General features: G+C 73.0%; 16 protein-coding genes, 1 pseudogene and 1 riboswitch. Of the genes and pseudogenes, 5 read left to right on the top strand and 12 right to left on the bottom strand.

Annotation, left to right across the window (positions count from 1 at the left end):
• The first annotated feature begins 35 nt into the window (after positions 1 to 35).
• Positions 36 to 623: a DUF411 domain-containing protein gene (locus PVE36_RS10035; RefSeq protein ID WP_277452075.1), complete on the top strand. Its 588-nt coding sequence runs from the start codon at positions 36 to 38 to the stop codon at positions 621 to 623.
• A gap of 7 nt (positions 624 to 630) precedes the next feature.
• Here PVE36_RS10035 and PVE36_RS10030 read toward each other — a convergent pair whose 3' ends face one another.
• The 4 genes from PVE36_RS10030 to PVE36_RS10015 are packed head-to-tail and all read right to left on the bottom strand — an operon-like array spanning position 631 to position 2,937.
• The gene (locus tag PVE36_RS10030) at positions 631 to 951 is read right to left on the bottom strand and encodes an AzlD domain-containing protein (protein WP_277452073.1); all 321 of its coding nucleotides are present in this window, start codon (positions 949 to 951) and stop codon (positions 631 to 633) included.
• Entirely contained in the window at positions 948 to 1,670 is a 723-nt protein-coding gene (locus PVE36_RS10025) for an AzlC family ABC transporter permease (protein ID WP_277452072.1), read from the bottom strand. Before PVE36_RS10025 ends, PVE36_RS10030 begins: the two co-directional genes overlap by 4 nt.
• On the bottom strand, positions 1,667 to 2,215 hold the full coding sequence (locus tag PVE36_RS10020) for a GNAT family N-acetyltransferase (protein ID WP_277452071.1): 549 nt from the start codon (positions 2,213 to 2,215) through the stop codon (positions 1,667 to 1,669). Before PVE36_RS10020 ends, PVE36_RS10025 begins: the two co-directional genes overlap by 4 nt.
• Complete coding sequence (locus PVE36_RS10015; protein WP_277452070.1) at positions 2,215 to 2,937, bottom strand: enoyl-CoA hydratase-related protein; 723 nt, start codon at positions 2,935 to 2,937, stop codon at positions 2,215 to 2,217. Before PVE36_RS10015 ends, PVE36_RS10020 begins: the two co-directional genes overlap by 1 nt.
• Before the next feature lie 81 nt (positions 2,938 to 3,018).
• Between PVE36_RS10015 and PVE36_RS10010 the strand changes: the two genes are divergently transcribed.
• Positions 3,019 to 3,996, top strand: a complete 978-nt coding sequence (locus PVE36_RS10010) for an SMP-30/gluconolactonase/LRE family protein (RefSeq protein WP_277452069.1) — start codon at positions 3,019 to 3,021, stop codon at positions 3,994 to 3,996.
• 11 nt (positions 3,997 to 4,007) lie between these two features.
• Here PVE36_RS10010 and PVE36_RS10005 read toward each other — a convergent pair whose 3' ends face one another.
• Genes PVE36_RS10005 through PVE36_RS09990 form a run of 4 tightly spaced genes read right to left on the bottom strand, consistent with a single transcriptional unit; the run spans position 4,008 to position 7,281 of the window.
• Entirely contained in the window at positions 4,008 to 4,829 is an 822-nt protein-coding gene (locus PVE36_RS10005) for a hypothetical protein (RefSeq protein ID WP_277452067.1), read from the bottom strand.
• The gene (locus tag PVE36_RS10000) at positions 4,826 to 5,455 is read right to left on the bottom strand and encodes a SatD family protein (RefSeq protein WP_277452066.1); all 630 of its coding nucleotides are present in this window, start codon (positions 5,453 to 5,455) and stop codon (positions 4,826 to 4,828) included. Before PVE36_RS10000 ends, PVE36_RS10005 begins: the two co-directional genes overlap by 4 nt.
• 24 nt (positions 5,456 to 5,479) lie before the next feature.
• The gene (locus tag PVE36_RS09995; RefSeq protein WP_277452065.1) at positions 5,480 to 6,475 is read right to left on the bottom strand and encodes a dihydrofolate reductase; all 996 of its coding nucleotides are present in this window, start codon (positions 6,473 to 6,475) and stop codon (positions 5,480 to 5,482) included.
• Entirely contained in the window at positions 6,472 to 7,281 is an 810-nt protein-coding gene (locus PVE36_RS09990) for a thymidylate synthase (RefSeq protein WP_277452064.1), read from the bottom strand. Before PVE36_RS09990 ends, PVE36_RS09995 begins: the two co-directional genes overlap by 4 nt.
• A 42-nt stretch (positions 7,282 to 7,323) precedes the next feature.
• Between PVE36_RS09990 and dapA the strand changes: the two genes are divergently transcribed.
• Together dapA and PVE36_RS09980 are read left to right on the top strand one after the other, a co-directional pair.
• Positions 7,324 to 8,220, top strand: a complete 897-nt coding sequence (gene dapA, locus PVE36_RS09985; protein ID WP_277452062.1) for a 4-hydroxy-tetrahydrodipicolinate synthase — start codon at positions 7,324 to 7,326, stop codon at positions 8,218 to 8,220.
• Entirely contained in the window at positions 8,217 to 9,902 is a 1,686-nt protein-coding gene (locus PVE36_RS09980; RefSeq protein WP_277452061.1) for a ribonuclease J, read from the top strand. The genes dapA and PVE36_RS09980 overlap by 4 nt, the downstream gene beginning before the upstream one ends.
• Before the next feature lie 42 nt (positions 9,903 to 9,944).
• On the opposite strand, the gene PVE36_RS09975 is transcribed toward PVE36_RS09980, so the two are convergent.
• Both PVE36_RS09975 and PVE36_RS09970 read right to left on the bottom strand, forming a co-directional pair.
• A complete protein-coding gene (locus PVE36_RS09975; RefSeq protein ID WP_277452059.1) occupies positions 9,945 to 11,162 on the bottom strand; it encodes an aminotransferase class V-fold PLP-dependent enzyme in 1,218 nt (405 codons plus the stop codon).
• 40 nt (positions 11,163 to 11,202) lie between these two features.
• A riboswitch (SAM riboswitch) is annotated at positions 11,203 to 11,318 on the bottom strand.
• Between the two features lie 73 nt (positions 11,319 to 11,391).
• The gene (locus PVE36_RS09970) at positions 11,392 to 12,036 is read right to left on the bottom strand and encodes an A24 family peptidase (protein WP_277452049.1); all 645 of its coding nucleotides are present in this window, start codon (positions 12,034 to 12,036) and stop codon (positions 11,392 to 11,394) included.
• A gap of 244 nt (positions 12,037 to 12,280) precedes the next feature.
• Here PVE36_RS09970 and PVE36_RS09965 point away from each other — a divergent pair.
• Positions 12,281 to 14,895: pseudogene (locus PVE36_RS09965) on the top strand (DNA translocase FtsK).
• Here the strand turns inward: PVE36_RS09965 and PVE36_RS09960 are convergent.
• On the bottom strand, positions 14,896 to 15,687 hold the full coding sequence (locus tag PVE36_RS09960) for a MauE/DoxX family redox-associated membrane protein (protein ID WP_277452046.1): 792 nt from the start codon (positions 15,685 to 15,687) through the stop codon (positions 14,896 to 14,898).
• Positions 15,678 to 15,908 (bottom strand): MauE/DoxX family redox-associated membrane protein, encoded by a 231-nt coding sequence (locus PVE36_RS09955; protein ID WP_277452045.1) that lies wholly within the window; start codon positions 15,906 to 15,908, stop codon positions 15,678 to 15,680. The genes PVE36_RS09960 and PVE36_RS09955 overlap by 10 nt, the downstream gene beginning before the upstream one ends.
• Positions 15,909 to 15,951 lie beyond the last annotated feature (43 nt).

Here is a 15,951-nt window from a genome sequence, read left to right as displayed (position 1 = left end):
GCGTGCCCCCCAGGGGTACGGATTAGGATCTCGGCATGGTCTCCACCGCACCTGCTGCCGCCGCCCGCCCCGCGTCCCGGGGGCCCAGCCGTCGCGGCCTGCTGCTCCTGACCGGCCTGGGGTCGATGTCCCTGCTCGCCGCGTGCGGAGGTGAGGACGAGGTCCCCGAGGGCGCGAGCGCCGGTCCCGAGGGAGCCGCCGGCGAGGTCGACCCGGCCCGTCTGGCCTTGACCGTCCACAAGGACCCCTCGTGCGGGTGCTGCGACGGATGGGTCAGTCACGCGGAGGACCACGGGTTCTCGATCACGGTCGAGCACCCGGACTCCCTCGAGGACGTGTGGTCCCGTCACGACATCCCCCGGAAGATGCAGTCCTGCCACCTGGCGGTGAACCCCGACGGGGACGTCTTCGTCGGTCACGTCGCGGCACGGTTCGTCCTCGAGTACCTCGCCGACCCGCCGCGGGGTGCACGTGGTCTGAGCGTGCCCGCCATGCCGGTGGGCACGCCCGGCATGGAGCAGGGGGACCAGCTCGACGCCTACGACGTGCTGCTGCTCACCGAGGGCGGGTCGAGTGTCTTCGCGACGGTGACGGAGCCCTCGCAGCAGCAGGTCCCGGCGTAGCGGCAGGTCAGCCCCAGCCGAGCGCCCGCAGGCCGGCGGCCAGCGCGGCTGCCGCGACGACGACGATGACGAAGTTCGCGCGCAGCCACAGCAGCACGACGGCGAGCGCGACAGCGGCCAGCCGGGCATCGAGGACGATGCGCTCGTCCCCGCCCACGGTCTGCGTCACGACGAGGCCGGCGAGCAGGGCGACGGGTAGCAGCCCGATGATGCGCGAGCGACGGCGGCCGTCGACCAGGGACTCGGGGACGAGGTGACCGAGGTACTTCGTCACGAATCCCAGCGCACAGGCCGCCAGGACGCTGACCCACAGGACGGTGGAGCTCACAGGAGGTCCCCCTCCGGCTGCTCGATGTCACGTGCCCGACTCGGTGCCGCGTCGACGAGCCCGACGACCACCGCCGCGACGGCCGCGAGGAGCACGGGCACCCCGGCGGGCGTCGGCGCGAAGGCGATGAGGGCGATGGCTGCGGCCAGCGCTGCGGTGACGCGCCCCGTGCGGTCCCGCAGCCGGGGCCAGATGAGGCCCACGAAGGCTGCGGCCGCGGCGGCGTCGAGCCCCCAGACGCGCGGGTCGCCGATGGCATTGCCGACGACTGCCCCGATCAGCGTCGAGACGTTCCAGAAGGTGAAGACACCCAGGCCGCCCGCCCAGAAGCCGGTGCGTTGGACCGGTGGTTCGGACTGCGCCAGCGCGACGGCGGTGGACTCGTCGATGGTCAGGTGGGCGGCGGCCGCCCTGCGCCACCCGGCCAGCCGCAGGACCCGGGCCAGCTGCAGGCCGTAGAGGCCGTTGCGGATGCCGAGCAGGGTGGAGGTCGCGACAGCCGTGATCGGGTTGCCACCCGCTCCGATGATGCCGATGAAGGCGAACTGCGACCCCCCGGTGAAGAGCAGCAGGGACAGCGCCACGGTCTGCCAGACGTCGAGACCGGCCGCGACGCCGAGTGCGCCGAAACTGACCCCGTATATCCCGGTGGCCAGGCCGACCGACAGGCCCTGGCGGCGTGCGGCGGCGTGCGCGGGTGCCAGCGCGTCCGCAGTCACTGCGCGTCCTGGGTCAGGAGCGCGACCAGCCGGACCTCCCTTGCGGTCTCGCCGTCGGGGGAGATCACGCGGTCCCGGTAGGCGCCGTCGGGCGACAACCCCGACCCGGTGAGGAAGGCCCGCACGTCCTCGTGCTGCACGAGGCACCAGGCGGCGACGTGCTCCGCGCCGGCGTCGCGCAGGAGGTCCACGGCGGCATTGAGCAGCCGCGAGCCGTGCCCCTGCCGGCGGTGCATCGGGTGGACGCCCAGGGCGGTGACCTCGCCGGTCGTCTGGCCGGTGTCGGGGTCCTGGCTGGGCCCGATGGCGACGAAGCCGACCACCTGCTCGCCGGCACAGGCGACGAGGAGGCGGTGCACCCCTTCGGGCGGGGTGCGCAGCGAGTCGCGCCAGGCCGCGGTGAAGGACTGGGGGTCGAAGGCCGCGTGGACCTGCGGCGGGACGACCCCGTCGTAGGCCTCCTGCCAGACGAGGGCCTGGACCTGCCCGACCGCCGGGGCGTCGTTGGGACCGGCGGCGCGCACGCTCGCGTCGGCGGTGGGCATCAGCGGCCCTCGAAGACGGGGGAGCGGCGCTCGCTGAAGGCCCGTTGGCCCTCGGTGAGGTCGCTGCTGGCCCACGCGCGTGCGAAGGCCTCGTCGTAGGTCGGGTCGGGACCGGTCGGGGAGTCCATCCCGAGCTTCGACCCCCGCTGTGAGAGCGGTGCGAGCGGGACGGCGTCCCGGGCGAGGTCGAGCGCGACGTCGAGGCCGCCCCGGCGCTGGGCGAAGCCGAGGCGCCAGGCGTCCTCGTGGTCCAGGACCGCGGCGGTGAGCACCATGTGCCGTGCGGCTCCCTCGCCCCAGAACCGGGCGGCGCGCTCGAGCGTCCACTTGTTGACCATGAGGCCGAGCTTGGCCACGGGGACGGCGAACCGGGCACCGTCCTCGACGACCCGCAGGTCGCAGGCCAGGGCGAGCTGCATCCCCAGCCCCATGCACGAGCCGGAGATCGAGGCGATCGTCGTGATCGGGACTCCGGCGAGGTGCTCGAGGACCTCGGCGAGGCGCTCGGTGAAGGAGACGTCCTCGAGCTCGGTGAGATCGGCTCCGGCGCAGAAGTGACCGGCCGAGCCGGTGAGCACGAGCGCCCGGGCGCCGCCCTCGACGGCGGCGGTGACGGCCGCGTCCAGCTCCTCGAGCGTCGGCAGGTCGAGGGCATTGCGTCGGTGGGTCCGCTCGATGGTCAGGGTCGTGACGGCATCGGTGGTCTCGCTGAGGATCGGCACGCCCGCCAGCATACGGAGCGGGCGGACGAAGGGGCAGACGCAACCCTCCCTTCGCGCCCACCGGAGCCCTACGGTGGGGCGATGGAGTCGATGCAGCCACTGACGGTCGTGCCGGTCCCCGGCCCCGGGGCCGAGGACGTGCTCGTGGGACCCGACGGGCGGGTGTGGACCGGGACCGCGGACGGAGCCGTCATCGCCGTCACCCCGGACGGACGTCGCAGCGAGCGGGTGGTGCAGACGGGCGGCCGGCCCCTCGGGCTGGAGTGGCTACCGGACGGACGGTTGCTCGTGTGCGACGCGAGGCGCGGCCTGCTCGCCGTCGACGTCGACGGGACCGGGATGATCGAGGAGCTGGTCACCGAGGTCGACGGGGTCCCGATGGTCTTCACGAACAACGCGGCGGTGGCCGCGGACGGGACCATCTGGTTCAGCGACTCCTCCCGGCACTGGGGTGTCGAGGTGTGGAAGTCCGACCTCATCGAGCACACCCGCAGCGGGCGGCTGCTGCGGCGTGCCGTCGACGGGAGCGTCACGACGGTCCTGGACGGGCTGGCCTTCGCCAACGGCGTCGCCCTGCTGCCGGACGAGAGTGCCGTCCTCGTCGCGGAGTGCGCGCTCGGTCGCATCCGCCGGGTCGGGCTCAGCGGTGGCCTGCCCGCGGCCGGCCACGTCGTCGGCAGCGCGGGGAGCGACGTCGAGCCGCCCGGGGAGCAGATCTTCGCCGCCGACCTGCCCGGCTATCCGGACAACATCTCGTGCGGCTCCGACGGGCTGGTCTGGTCGGCCGTGGCCTCGCCGCCCGACCCCGTGCTGGGGATGCTCCAGCGGGCCCCGCAACGGGTGCGTGACCTCGCCCTGCGGCTGCCCGACGCCCTCAAGCCGGCGCCGAGGCGCACCGTGCGGGTCACCGCCCACGACGTCGACGGCTCGCTGGTGCACGACCTGTCCGCGGATGCCGCCGACTGGCACATGGCGACCGGTGTGCGGGAGCACGACGGGCGGGTGTGGCTCGGCAGCCTGGTCGAGCCGGCGCTGGCGTACCTGGACGTGCCTCGCTGAGGCGCTGCTCGTCAGACGGCGAGGACGAGTGCGCCGAGGGCCACGAGCCAGCTGACGAAGCTGCCGACGAGGAAGTACTCGGTGACGGTGTCGATGTCCGAGTGCCGTCCACCGGCGGAGCTCGGCCGGGCGTGCGAGCGCAGCTCGGGCCAGCGGATGAGGCCCTTGGCGGCGATGACGATCCCGGCTGCCGTCACCTGACCGGCGAGACCGAGGCCGAGGATGAAGAGTCGCTCCAGCGGGCCGAGGAGCCGGCCGCCCTTGAGGGTGTCGGACGGCTGGTCCGGCTCCGGCGTCCGGTCCGCGGCCGGCCCCCCGTCGATCGCCCGCGTGGGGACCATGGCCCCGGTGCTGACGAGGACGAGTCGCACGATGAGGTTGCCGGTGCTCAGCTGCACGAGCGCCAGGCCGGCGATGAGCAGCGCGCGCCCCGGCTCGGGGGTCCACGGCAGGTCCGCCCAGACGATCCACTGCGCCAACGCGCCACCGGCCCGCGGTGCCCATCCGGCGAGGGCGAGCTGGACCACGAGCCCACCGGCCAGCGTGGACAGGGCGAGCACATGACCGCGGTCGCGCGTCAGGGCCCACCCGGAGACGAGCAGCCATGCGGCGAGCGAGACGGTCGCCAGTGCCACGAGCAACCACCCGGACGCGTTGGTCAGCAGGCCGGCGAGGGCCGCGCCGAGCCAGAGCGAGACGATGCCCACCTCGGTGCCGATGCGGTGGACGCGCCAGCGGGTGGCGGCCTCGTCGCGGGCCCCGCGCTGCTCGACGATGCTGCGGGCGAGGTCGGCGACACCGACGGCGACGAGCAGGAGGGCGAAGACGCTCACGGCAGCACCGCCAGGTCGGCGTCGATGGCGACCAGCTGCTCGAGCCCGTCGCGGTGGACCCGCCGGGAGACCGCGGTGGGGCTGATCCCCTCCTCCTCGGCCAAGGCGCGCTGGGTCCGCTGCAGCAGCAGGCCGCGCAGCAGCCGCAGCGAGCGGTCGTCGAGGCCGGCGACGAGGAGGTCGCGGTGGCGGACCGCCGCGTCGAGCGCCGGGCCGGTGGGGCCCTCCTCCTGCCAGCGGGTGCGCACGACGAGGCCGTCGGAGCGGACGTCGGCCTCCGCCCCCTTCGCCGCGGTGATCGCCTCGCGGGCGCTCCACCACCCGGGCCCGTCCTGCACCGTGCCGTCCTGCTCGAGCGAGGCCACCTCGCCCCGGCCGAGGCCGTAGCGGGTCTCGACCCGGGGGAGGAGGCTCAGACGCAGGAGGAAGGCGGCGTGCAGCGCCGGGCCGCGTCGCTCCCAGGCACCCTGGAACTCGTCGCCGACGGTGATGCGCAGGGGGTGGATCGGGTCCGTCGCGGCGGTGACGGCGGTGAGCGTCTCCTGCAGGAGGGCGTGCAGCTCCTGCCGGTCCGGCGCGCTGCGCGAGGAGACGACATCACCGATGAGCGTGACCACCACCGTCATGTGAACACCATAGCTTCATTTCGTCTAATGTGAACCGTATTGGTTCATATGTGATTCGGTGAACGTCTGCGGTTGACGTTCGTAGGTGACGAAGGCGAAACCCTCGCGCGGCGTGCGGGCGACCTCGCGCCACGTGTCCGGCTCGACCGGGGGGAAGAAGACCTCGGCCTCGGGCGCGGCGTCCACCTCGGTCAGCTCCAGGCGGGAGGCCAGGGCGATCGTCTGCCGGTAGATCTCGCCACCACCGGCGACGAAGACCTCCCCGGGGCCGGCCACCGAGATCGCCTCGTGCAGGTCGTGGACGACGAGTGCCCCCGGGGCGGACCACTCGCGGTCGGAGGTGACCACGATCGTCGTGCGCCCCGGGAGCGCACGACCGATGGAGTCCCAGGTGCGCCGGCCCATGATCATCACCCCGCCCGTCGTCACGGCCTTGAAGTGGGCCAGGTCCTCCGGCAGGTGCCACGGCATGCCCCCGTGGACCCCGATGGCGCCGTTGGAGCCGCGGGCCGCGACGAGCGTCAGCCGCTGGTCGTGGCCCCGCTCGACGAAGGGAGGGACGTGCCCCTCCCGCAGCGCCTCCAGCACCAGCCGCTCGTGCGGCACGACCTGCTCGGGCAGGGCGTCCAGCGGGAACCAGCGCAGCTCGGCGGCCTTGTCCGGCTCGCGCAGGGACGGCTCACCCGACCACCGCGTGACGTGGAAGAAGAAGTCGGCGCGCTGCTCGATCGGCCCGAGGGGGTTGGAGCGCTGCACCGTCGTCAGCGGCTCGGCGGCCTCGATCGTGATGCCCAGCTCCTCGTGCGCCTCCTGCGCCAGCGCCTCGCTCGGAGCCTGGGCGTCCTCGAGGTGGCCGGCGGCGCCGCACGCCCACCAGCCGTCCATGTAGCCGGTGCCGCGGCGCAGCTGCAGCAGCACCTCCCGGCCGTGCTCGCCCGTGCGGGTGATCACGGCGTAGGCGGCCGCGGTCAGGGCGATGCGACCGCGCAGCGACGGGGGAAGGGGGCGGGGCAGGCTCATACGGCGATCGGTGCCTTGATCGAGGGGGCGGCGTGGTAGCCGACGAGCGTGAAGTCCTCGATCTCGTAGGCGTCGATCGAGCCGCGCTCGGCGATCTCCATGGTCGGCAACGGCCCGGGCTCGCGGGTCAGCTGCAGGTCGGCCTGCTCGAGGTGGTTGAGGTAGAGGTGCGCGTCGCCGAGGGTGTGCACGAACTCGCCCGGCTCCATGTCCACCTGCGCGGCGACCATCATCGTCAGCAGTGCGTAGGAGGCGATGTTGAAGGGCACGCCCAGGAAGATGTCGGCGCTGCGCTGGTAGAGCTGGCAGGACAGCCGCGGGCGGCCGCCGTCGACCGCCGGCGTGACGTAGAACTGGAACATCGTGTGGCACGGCGGCAGCGCCATCTCGCCGACCTCCGCGACGTTCCACGCCGAGACGATGTGCCGCCGGCTGTCCGGGTTGGTGCGCAGTCCCTCGATCAGCCGGGCGATCTGGTCGATGCTGCCGCCGTCCGGGTCCGGCCAGGAGCGCCACTGGTGCCCGTAGACCGGGCCGAGGTCGCCGTCCTCGTCCGCCCACTCGTCCCAGATGGAGATGCCGCGCTCCTGCAGCCACCGCACATTGGTCTCGCCGCGCAGGAACCACAGCAGCTCGCCGATGATCGAGCGCAGGTGCAGCTTCTTGGTCGTGAGCACCGGAAAACCCTCGGCGAGGTCGAAGCGCATCTGGTACCCGAAGACGCTCCGGGTGCCCGTGCCGGTCCGGTCATCCTTCGCGACACCGTGGTCGCGGACGTGGGCAAGCAGGTCGAGGTACTGGCGCATGGCGCCACGATAGACGGCAGCACCGACGGTTACCCTGAGCGCATGACGACTTCCCCGTTCGGCCGGGTGATCACCGCGATGGTCACCCCCATGACCCCTGATGGTGCCCTGGACACGAAGGGCATCGCCGCCCTCGTCGAGCATCTTGTCGAGACCGGGCACGACGGCGTCGTGGTCAACGGCACGACGGGGGAGTCCCCGACCCTGACCGCCGGCGAGAGCATCACGACGGTCCGCGAGGTCAAGGCCGCCGCCGGTGACCGGCTCAGGGTCACGGCCGGCGTCGGGTCGAACAACACCGCCCACGCCATCCAGATGGCCGCCGAGGCGACCGAGGCCGGCGCCGACGGCCTGCTCGTCGTCTCGCCCTACTACAACAAGCCGACCCAGCCCGGTCTGCTCGCCCACACCCGCGCGATCGCCGACGCCGCGGTGCTGCCGATCATGCTGTACGACATCCCGGGGCGCACGGCCACCCCCTTCGCGACGGACACGCTGATTGAGCTCTCCCAGCACCCGCGCATCCTCGCGGTCAAGGACGCGAAGGGGGACCTGTGGGCCGCCTCGCAGGTGATGGCCGCGACCGACCTGCTCTGGTACTCCGGTGCCGACGAGATGAACCTCGCCCTGCTCGCCCAGGGCGCCCACGGCGTCGTCTCCGTCGTCGGTCACGTGGCCGGGCGCCACTACCGCGAGATGGTCGACGCGGTCGACGCGGGTGACCTGACGACGGCCCGCGCCGTCCACCACCGCCTCATCCCCGTGGTCAACGCGCTCATGGGCACCTCGCAGGGCGCCATCATGGCCAAGGCCGCCCTCGTCGAGCTCGGGGTCATCGACAACGCAACTGTCCGCCTGCCCTACGTGGAGGGCCCCGAGGAGCACCTCGGGATCCTGCGCGCCGGGCTCGACGCATCCGGAATCGGAGCCACTGCATGAGCCATCCCCACCCCGACCTCCCGCTGCCGGCGCCGCTGGCCGAGGGCGCGCTGCGCGTCACCGCCCTCGGCGGCCTCGGCGAGGTCGGTCGCAACATGACCGTCATCGAGCACGACGGGCAGCTGCTGGTCGTCGACTGCGGTGTCCTCTTCCCCGAGGACCACCAGCCCGGCGTCGACCTGATCCTGCCGGACTTCGAGGCGATCGCCGACCGCCTCGACGACATTCAGGCCATCATCCTCACGCACGGCCACGAGGACCACATCGGCGCCGTCCCGTACCTGCTCAAGCTCAAGCCGGACATCCCGCTCGTCGGCTCCACGCTCACCCTCGCCCTCATCGAGGCGAAGCTGAAGGAGCACCGGATCAAGCCCTACACGCTCGGGGTGAGGGAGGGCGGCCGCGAGAAGCTCGGCGTCTTCGACTGCGAGTTCATCGCCGTCAACCACTCGATCCCGGACGCCCTGGCCGTCTTCGTGCGCACCCCCGGCGGCACCCTGCTGCACACGGGTGACTTCAAGATGGACCAGCTGCCGCTCGACCGGCGCCTGACCGACCTGCGCGCCTTCGCCCGGGCGGGGGAGGAGGGGGTCGACCTCTTCCTCACCGACTCCACCAATGCCGAGGTCCCGGGCTTCACCACGCCCGAGCGTGACATCGCCGGGTCGATCGACGACGTCTTCCGCAAGGCGCGGCGACGCGTCATCGTCGCGTGCTTCTCCAGCCACGTGCACCGCGTCCAGCAGGTGCTCGACGCGGCCGAGCGCTCCGGGCGCAAGGTGGCGATGGTCGGCCGCTCGATGGTGCGAAACATGGGCATCGCGGCCGACCTGGGCTACCTCCACGTGCCAGACAACGTGCTCGTCGACGTCAAGAAGCTCGACAAGCTGCCCGACGACGAGGTCGTCCTCGTGTGCACCGGCAGCCAGGGTGAGCCGATGGCGGCCCTGTCGCGCATGGCCAACCGGGACCACCGCATCGACGTCGGCGACGGCGACACCGTCCTGCTCGCCTCGAGCCTGATCCCCGGCAACGAGAACGCCGTCTACCGGATCATCAACGGCCTGATGCGCCTGGGCGCCGACGTCGTGCACAAGGGCAATGCCAAGGTGCACGTCTCCGGGCACGCCAGCGCCGGTGAGCTGCTCTACTGCTACAACATCGTCAAGCCGCGCAACGTGATGCCGGTCCACGGCGAGTGGCGCCACCTCGTGGCCAACGCCGAGCTGGCCATCGCCACGGGGGTGGACGCCGACCACGTCGTCCTGGCCGAGGACGGGGTCGTCGTCGACCTCGTCGACGGCCGGGCGCGCATCGTCGGGGCGGTGCCCTGCGGCTACATCTACGTCGACGGCTCGAGCGTCGGCGCCGCCACGGAGGAGCTGCTCAAGGACCGCCGCATCCTGCGCGACGAGGGCTTCATCTCGGTCATGGTCGTCATCGACGCCTCGACCGGCAAGGTCGTCGCGGGCCCGGAGATCACCGCCCGTGGCTTCGCCGAGGACGAGGAGATCTTCACCCAGGTGCGACCGAAGATCATCGCCGCCCTGGACGAGGCCACCCGCAAGGGCACGACCGACCCGCACCAGCTGCAGCAGGTCGTGCGCCGGGCGGTCGGCGGCTGGGTCGGCGGCAAGATCCGTCGCCGCCCGATGATCATCCCGGTGGTCGTCGAGGCCTGAGCGAGGTCACCGCCCCACCCGCCCCCTTCGCACGCCCTCGGGTCAGAGCGAGCGAAGGGCGGCGAGCAGCCGGTCCACGTGCTCGGTGGTCGTCCCGAGACCGGCGCTGATCCGCACGGCCGTGGACTGCGGGCGCTCGGCGAGCAGGTGGTCGACGAGCGGGTGCGCGCAGAACTTCCCGTCGCGCACCCCGATCCCGTGCTCGTCGCCGAGGACGCGGGCGACCTCGCTGCTGTCGTGCCCGTCGACCGTGATCGTCGCCACGGGTGCGCCCGTGCGACCGCCGAAGAGGGTGTGCACGTGCACCCCGTCGATGGTTGCGAGACCGCTGAGCAGCCGGGTGCGCAGGGCGTGCTCGTGGGCGATGATCGCCTCCTCGTGCTCGGCGATGACCTCGCAGGCGGCGGCGAGCGCGACCGCGCCGAGGACGTTGGGGCTGCCTGCCTCGTGCCGGGCCGGACCGGTGGTCCACTCGACGGCCCCGTCGCCGACGCGGGTGGTGGCCCCGCCCCCGGCGAGGTACGGGTCGGCCGTGTCGAGCCAGTCCCGGCGGCCCACGAGCGCGCCGGCGCCGAAGGGCGCGTAGACCTTGTGCCCGGAGAAGGCGACCCAGTCGATGCCCAGGGCCGCGATGTCGACCCGGCGGTGCGGGACGACCTGGGCGGCGTCGAGCGCGAAGCGGGCCCCGTGCGCGTGCGCCAGGTCGGCGAGCCGCTCGATCGGCCAGTGCTCGCCCGTGACGTTCGAGGCGCCGGTGGCGACGACGAGTCGGTGCTCGCCCGGGTGGGTGCGCAGCGCCTCGTCGAGGAGCGTGACCGCCTCGGCGTGGCTGTGCGGGATGGGCAGGCGCACCGCATCGGCCCAGGGCAGCAGGGCGGCGTGGTGCTCGGAGGCGAAGACGAAGACCGTCGTGCCCGTCGGCAGTGCCCGGGCGAGGAGGTTGAAGGAGTCGGTCGTGTTGCGGGTGAAGACGACCTGGTCGTCCTCGCGTGCCCCGACGAAGGCGGCGACCGCCTCGCGGGCCGCCTCGTAGCGGGAGCTGGTCACCCGGGAGGCGAAGCCGGCGCCGCGGTGGACGGAGGAGTAGGTGGCGGAGGCGGCCGTGACCGCCTCCGTGACGGCGACGAGGGCGGGGGTGGTCGCACCGTGGTCGAGGTGGGCGTACTCGACGGTGGAGTCGTCGTGGTCGCGGTAGGTCAGTCCGGCCGACACGAGCGGGGGCAGGGCCGTGGTGGTGGGACGCAGGTCGGAGACGGTCATGGAGGACTCCATCGGGTCAAGGACCCAGGCGTCGACCGTGAGTCCGCGCTTGCCGGGCGACACCACGCCGCCGGCCAGGTCGTCACCCGGAGCACCCCACCGCGGAAGGAGGGTTGCCGACCAGCTAGCCGGGGCTTGTCGCTGGTACTCGTGACCTTGGGTCGAGACGGTAGCGGACGCACCGCTCGGAGTGCGCGACCGGGCACGACCCGTCTCGGATCGTGGGACGTCAGCCGAGGAGGAGGGCGACCAGCGTGCCGACCACGAGGTACGGGCCGAAGGCCAGGTGCGTGCCCCGCCCTGCCCGGCGGGCCAGCAGCAGCCCGAGCGCGACCACGCCGCCGAGGACGAAGCCGAGCCACAGCCCGAGGAGGACGTGGCCCCAGGAGAGCCAGCCCAGGACTGCGGCGAGGGAGACGATGAGCTTGGCGTCGCCCATCCCGACCGATCGCCCGTAGAGCACGAGGGCCAGCAGCAGGAAGCCGCCTCCGACGAGGAGTGCCGCCAGACCCGCCCGGCGAAGGGAGGTCCAGTCGCCGGTCGCGGCGCTCGCCCCGGCGAGCAGGGCGAGCTCGACCGGCACCAGCGGCAGGGTGATCGCATTGGGCAGGCGGTGCACGTCCGCGTCGATCGCGGCGAGGGCGAGACCGGCGGGCACGAGGACGAGGTAGGGCAGGAGGGCCGGCCACGGGTGATCGGCGAGCGCCCGGGCCACGAGCACCCCGGCGAAGGGGGCGACCGCCACCACCCACAGGTGGCGGGGGAGCGGGCCGGTCTCGTCGGGGCGGCGGTAGGCGCCCCTGCGCAGCGCGACCAGGACGCCGATCCCGAGTGCGCCCGTCACGACGGCGACGAGCACCAGACGGGAGTCCACTGGGGGAGGCTACCGCCTTGGTGCGCGTGTGACGCGTGTGTCAGGCGTGTCTTTCCCCTACTCTGCGAGCATGGCCACTCGCCCGTCGACCACCGCTCGCAAGAGCGCCGCCTCGCGACCCCGCGGAAGCACGCGGCCCTCGGGGCGGAAGCCGACTGCCAAGGGCAAGGCTCCGGCGGCGCGGAAGAAGGGCGCGTCCGGGGGCGGGCTCCCGCTGCCGCTCGCGGCCGTCCAGCGCACCTGGATGGGCGTCGCGAGCGCCACCGGGTCGAGCGTGCGCCGGATGGGCCACGGGGCCAGCCAGATCGAGCCGGAGCACCGTCGTGACGGGCTCGGCTTCCTCTTCCTCGCGCTCGCCCTGGTCGTCGCCGTCCGCGAGTGGTGGGGCCTGGCCGGCGGTTTCGGCGACGTCGTGCACGCGGTCGCGGCGGGCACCTTCGGCCGGATCGCCTACGCGCTCCCCATCGTCCTGCTGGTCCTCGGCGTGCGCCTGCTGCGCACCCCGAGCAACGAGGCGGCGGACGCCCGCCTCGGCTTCGGCACCGTCATGGCCCTCTTCGCCGCCGCCGGCCTGACCCACATCGCCAAGGACATCCCGCAGCCCCCGGAGGGTGCGGACCCCATGCGCGACGCGGGCGGCATCGTCGGTTTCCTGGCCTCCGACCCGCTCGTGACGGCGGTGACCGAGTGGCCCGCGATCATCCTGCTGGCTCTGCTCGGCCTCTTCAGTCTCCTGCTGCTCACGGGGACCCCGCTGCACGAGGTCCCGCAACGACTGGCCTACATCCGCGCCGCCTTCACCGGCGAGGTGCCGGCGCACGTGAGCGAGCAGCGGGCCGCGACCGACGCGCCCGGGGCCGCGGTGGGCCGGGCCCGCCGCCGTCGCCGCTCGGCGGAGGACGACGCACTCTCCGGCCAGCGCGACGGGGACACCGCCTACGACCAGGCCGCCGTGGTGCAGCCCGTGGACGGCAAGGGCCGCAAGAGGAAGGGGGCGCCCTCCGCCGCCCCCGCCTCGACGGACCCGGCCGAGCCGCCGGCGGCCGATGGCCCCCGTCCGGGCGAGAAGCGCCCGACCGCGAACCCCGTCGTGGCGCCCGCCAAGGTCGAGAGCAAGACGGTGATCGAGGCGCCGCCCACCACCCCGCTGCCCCAGCGGGTCGAGCAGCTCGCCCTGGCCGGCGACGTCACCTACACCTTGCCGGAGAGCACCTACCTCAAGCCCGGCCCTCCGCACAAGGAGCGCTCCGCGGCCAACGACCAGGTCGTCGAGGCCCTGACGAGTACGCTCGACGAGTTCAACATCGACGCCCAGGTCACCGGCTTCCACCGTGGACCGACCGTCACCCGGTACGTCGTCGAGCTCGGTCCCGGCGTCAAGGTCGAGCGCGTCACCGCCCTGTCCAAGAACATCGCCTACGCGGTCGCCTCCGCCGACGTGCGCATCCTCAGCCCCATCCCCGGCAAGTCGGCGATCGGCATCGAGATCCCGAACGCCGACAAGGAGATGGTCTGCCTCGGGGACGTCCTGCGCTCCGACGTCGCGCGCAACAACGAGCACCCGATGGTCATGGGCGTCGGCAAGGACGTCGAGGGCGGCTACGTCATCGCCAACCTGGCGAAGATGCCGCACATCCTCGTCGCCGGTGCGACCGGCTCCGGCAAGTCCTCCTTCGTCAACTCGATGATCACCTCGGTGCTCATGCGGGCCACCCCCGACGAGGTGCGGATGGTGCTCGTCGACCCCAAGCGCGTGGAGCTGACCGCCTACGAGGGCATCCCGCACCTGATCACCCCGATCATCACGAACGCCAAGAAGGCCGCCGAGGCCCTGCAGTGGGTCGTGCGCGAGATGGACATGCGCTACGACGACCTCGCCACCTACGGCTACAAGCACCTCGACGACTTCAACAAGGCGGTCAAGGCCGGCAAGGTCGAGGCGATCCCCGGCAGCGAGCGCGTCCTGCAGCCCTACCCGTACCTCCTGGTCATCGTCGACGAGCTCGCGGACCTGATGATGGTGGCCCCTCGCGACGTCGAGGACTCGATCGTGCGCATCACCCAGCTGGCGCGTGCGGCGGGCATCCACCTCGTCCTCGCCACGCAGCGTCCGTCCGTCGACGTCGTGACCGGTCTGATCAAGGCCAACGTCCCCTCGCGGATGGCCTTCGCGACCTCGTCGCTGTCCGACTCCCGGGTCGTGCTCGACCAGCCGGGCGCGGAGAAGCTCCTGGGCCAGGGTGACGCGCTCTTCCTGCCGATGGGCAAGTCGAAGCCGATGCGCGTCCAGGGCGCGTGGGTGACCGAGTCCGAGATCGACGACGTCGTCCAGCACGTCACCGGCCAGCTCAAGCCGACCTACCGCGAGGACGTGGCCCCCCCGGACGCACCGAAGAAGCAGATCGACGAGGACATCGGCGACGACCTCGACGTCCTGCTCCAGGCGACCGAGCTGGTCGTCAACACCCAGTTCGGCTCGACGTCGATGCTCCAGCGCAAGCTGCGGGTCGGCTTCGCCAAGGCCGGTCGCCTGATGGACCTGCTCGAGTCCCGGGGCGTCGTCGGCCCCTCGGAGGGGTCGAAGGCCCGCGACGTGCTCATCACGCCGGAGGAGCTGTCGACCACGTTGGCCCTGATGAAGGGGAGGACCCGCCCGAGCCCGAGGGTGGCGCGAGCGAGGGGGCCTTCGACCAGGACTCCGCCGACGAGGTCGAGCAGGGCGAGATGGTCGACACCGCGGCCGTGCCCGCCCGCAGCGACCGCTACGCGGACGACCCGATCGGGACCGACCCGCCCGCGCAGGAGTGGACCGAGGACGACGACGAGGACGCCTGGTCCCTCACCGACCACCACCGGTGATCACGCGGGGTCGATGACCCCGGCCCCGAGCAGCTCCGCGCGCACCTCGTCGACGAAGGCGGTGACCTCCCGGCCACCGACGACGGGGCCCCCCGCGAGCAGCCCGTCGCCGCCGAGCAGGACCGCACCGGGCGCCGCCGCGCCGAAGGTGCGAGCCGTCGCGCCGTGCGGGTCGCGCATCAGGTGCCCCTCGAGATCCGGCTCGGCGGCGACGGTGGCCGCGAGCGGGTGCGTGACGACGGCGATGACCCGCACCGGGGCGAGGTCGGTGACCCACCGGGGGATCCGCTCGATCGCGGGCCGGCAGGAGCCGCACCCCGGGGAGACGAAGACGAGCAGCACCGCCCCGCGCCGCGCCAGGTCGGTCAGGCTGTGCAGCGTGCCGTCCGCGTCCGCGAGGGTGGCGAAGGGGACGGGGTGGCGCACGTAGTTCAGCTCGCCCCCTGCGTCCGTGGCGGGGGTGGCGCCCTCCGCGGAGGTGCGGGAGGCCCCCTTCGTCCCTGCGAAGGTGCCCACGAGGACGGCCCCGGTGAGCACGACCAGACCCAACCAGGTCCACACGGTGCCGGAGGCGTCGAGGAGCCGGCCGGCCACGGACCGGTCGGCGGTGGCGGACCACACGCCCAGCAGGGCCACCACGACGAGCAGGACGTTGCGCACCGCCGTGCGGCGGGTGACCTCCCCGAGACCGAGCTCGCCGAAGCAGCCGCAGGTCACCGGGTGGTCGAAGGTCAGAGCGCGGCCGATGACGACGAGGTAGCCGACGAAGAGCAGAGCGGCGGTCACGGCCACCGGCAGGGCGAAGGGGGCGGCGCCACCAGCAGCGCGACCGCCAGGAGGACCTCGGCCCACGGCAGGAGGAGCGGTGCGGGGGACTCGGTGAGCGACCGGGGCAGCTCGAGCTGGGCGAAGGCGCTGCGCGTGGCGTCGGTGTGGCGCACCTTGGCCGCGCCGCTGACCACGAGCAGGGCGCCCAGCAGCAGCGGGGGGAGCAGGAGCGGGCCGGTGAGCACGTTCGGGAGTCTAGAGCGCCGTGGGCGACCTACAGTTGGGCGC

This window comes from Janibacter sp. DB-40 (assembly GCF_029510815.1).
GTDB lineage: Bacteria > Actinomycetota > Actinomycetes > Actinomycetales > Dermatophilaceae > Janibacter.
Note: the sequence above shows the minus strand (reverse complement) of the source record. Positions and strands in the feature narration are given on the sequence as shown.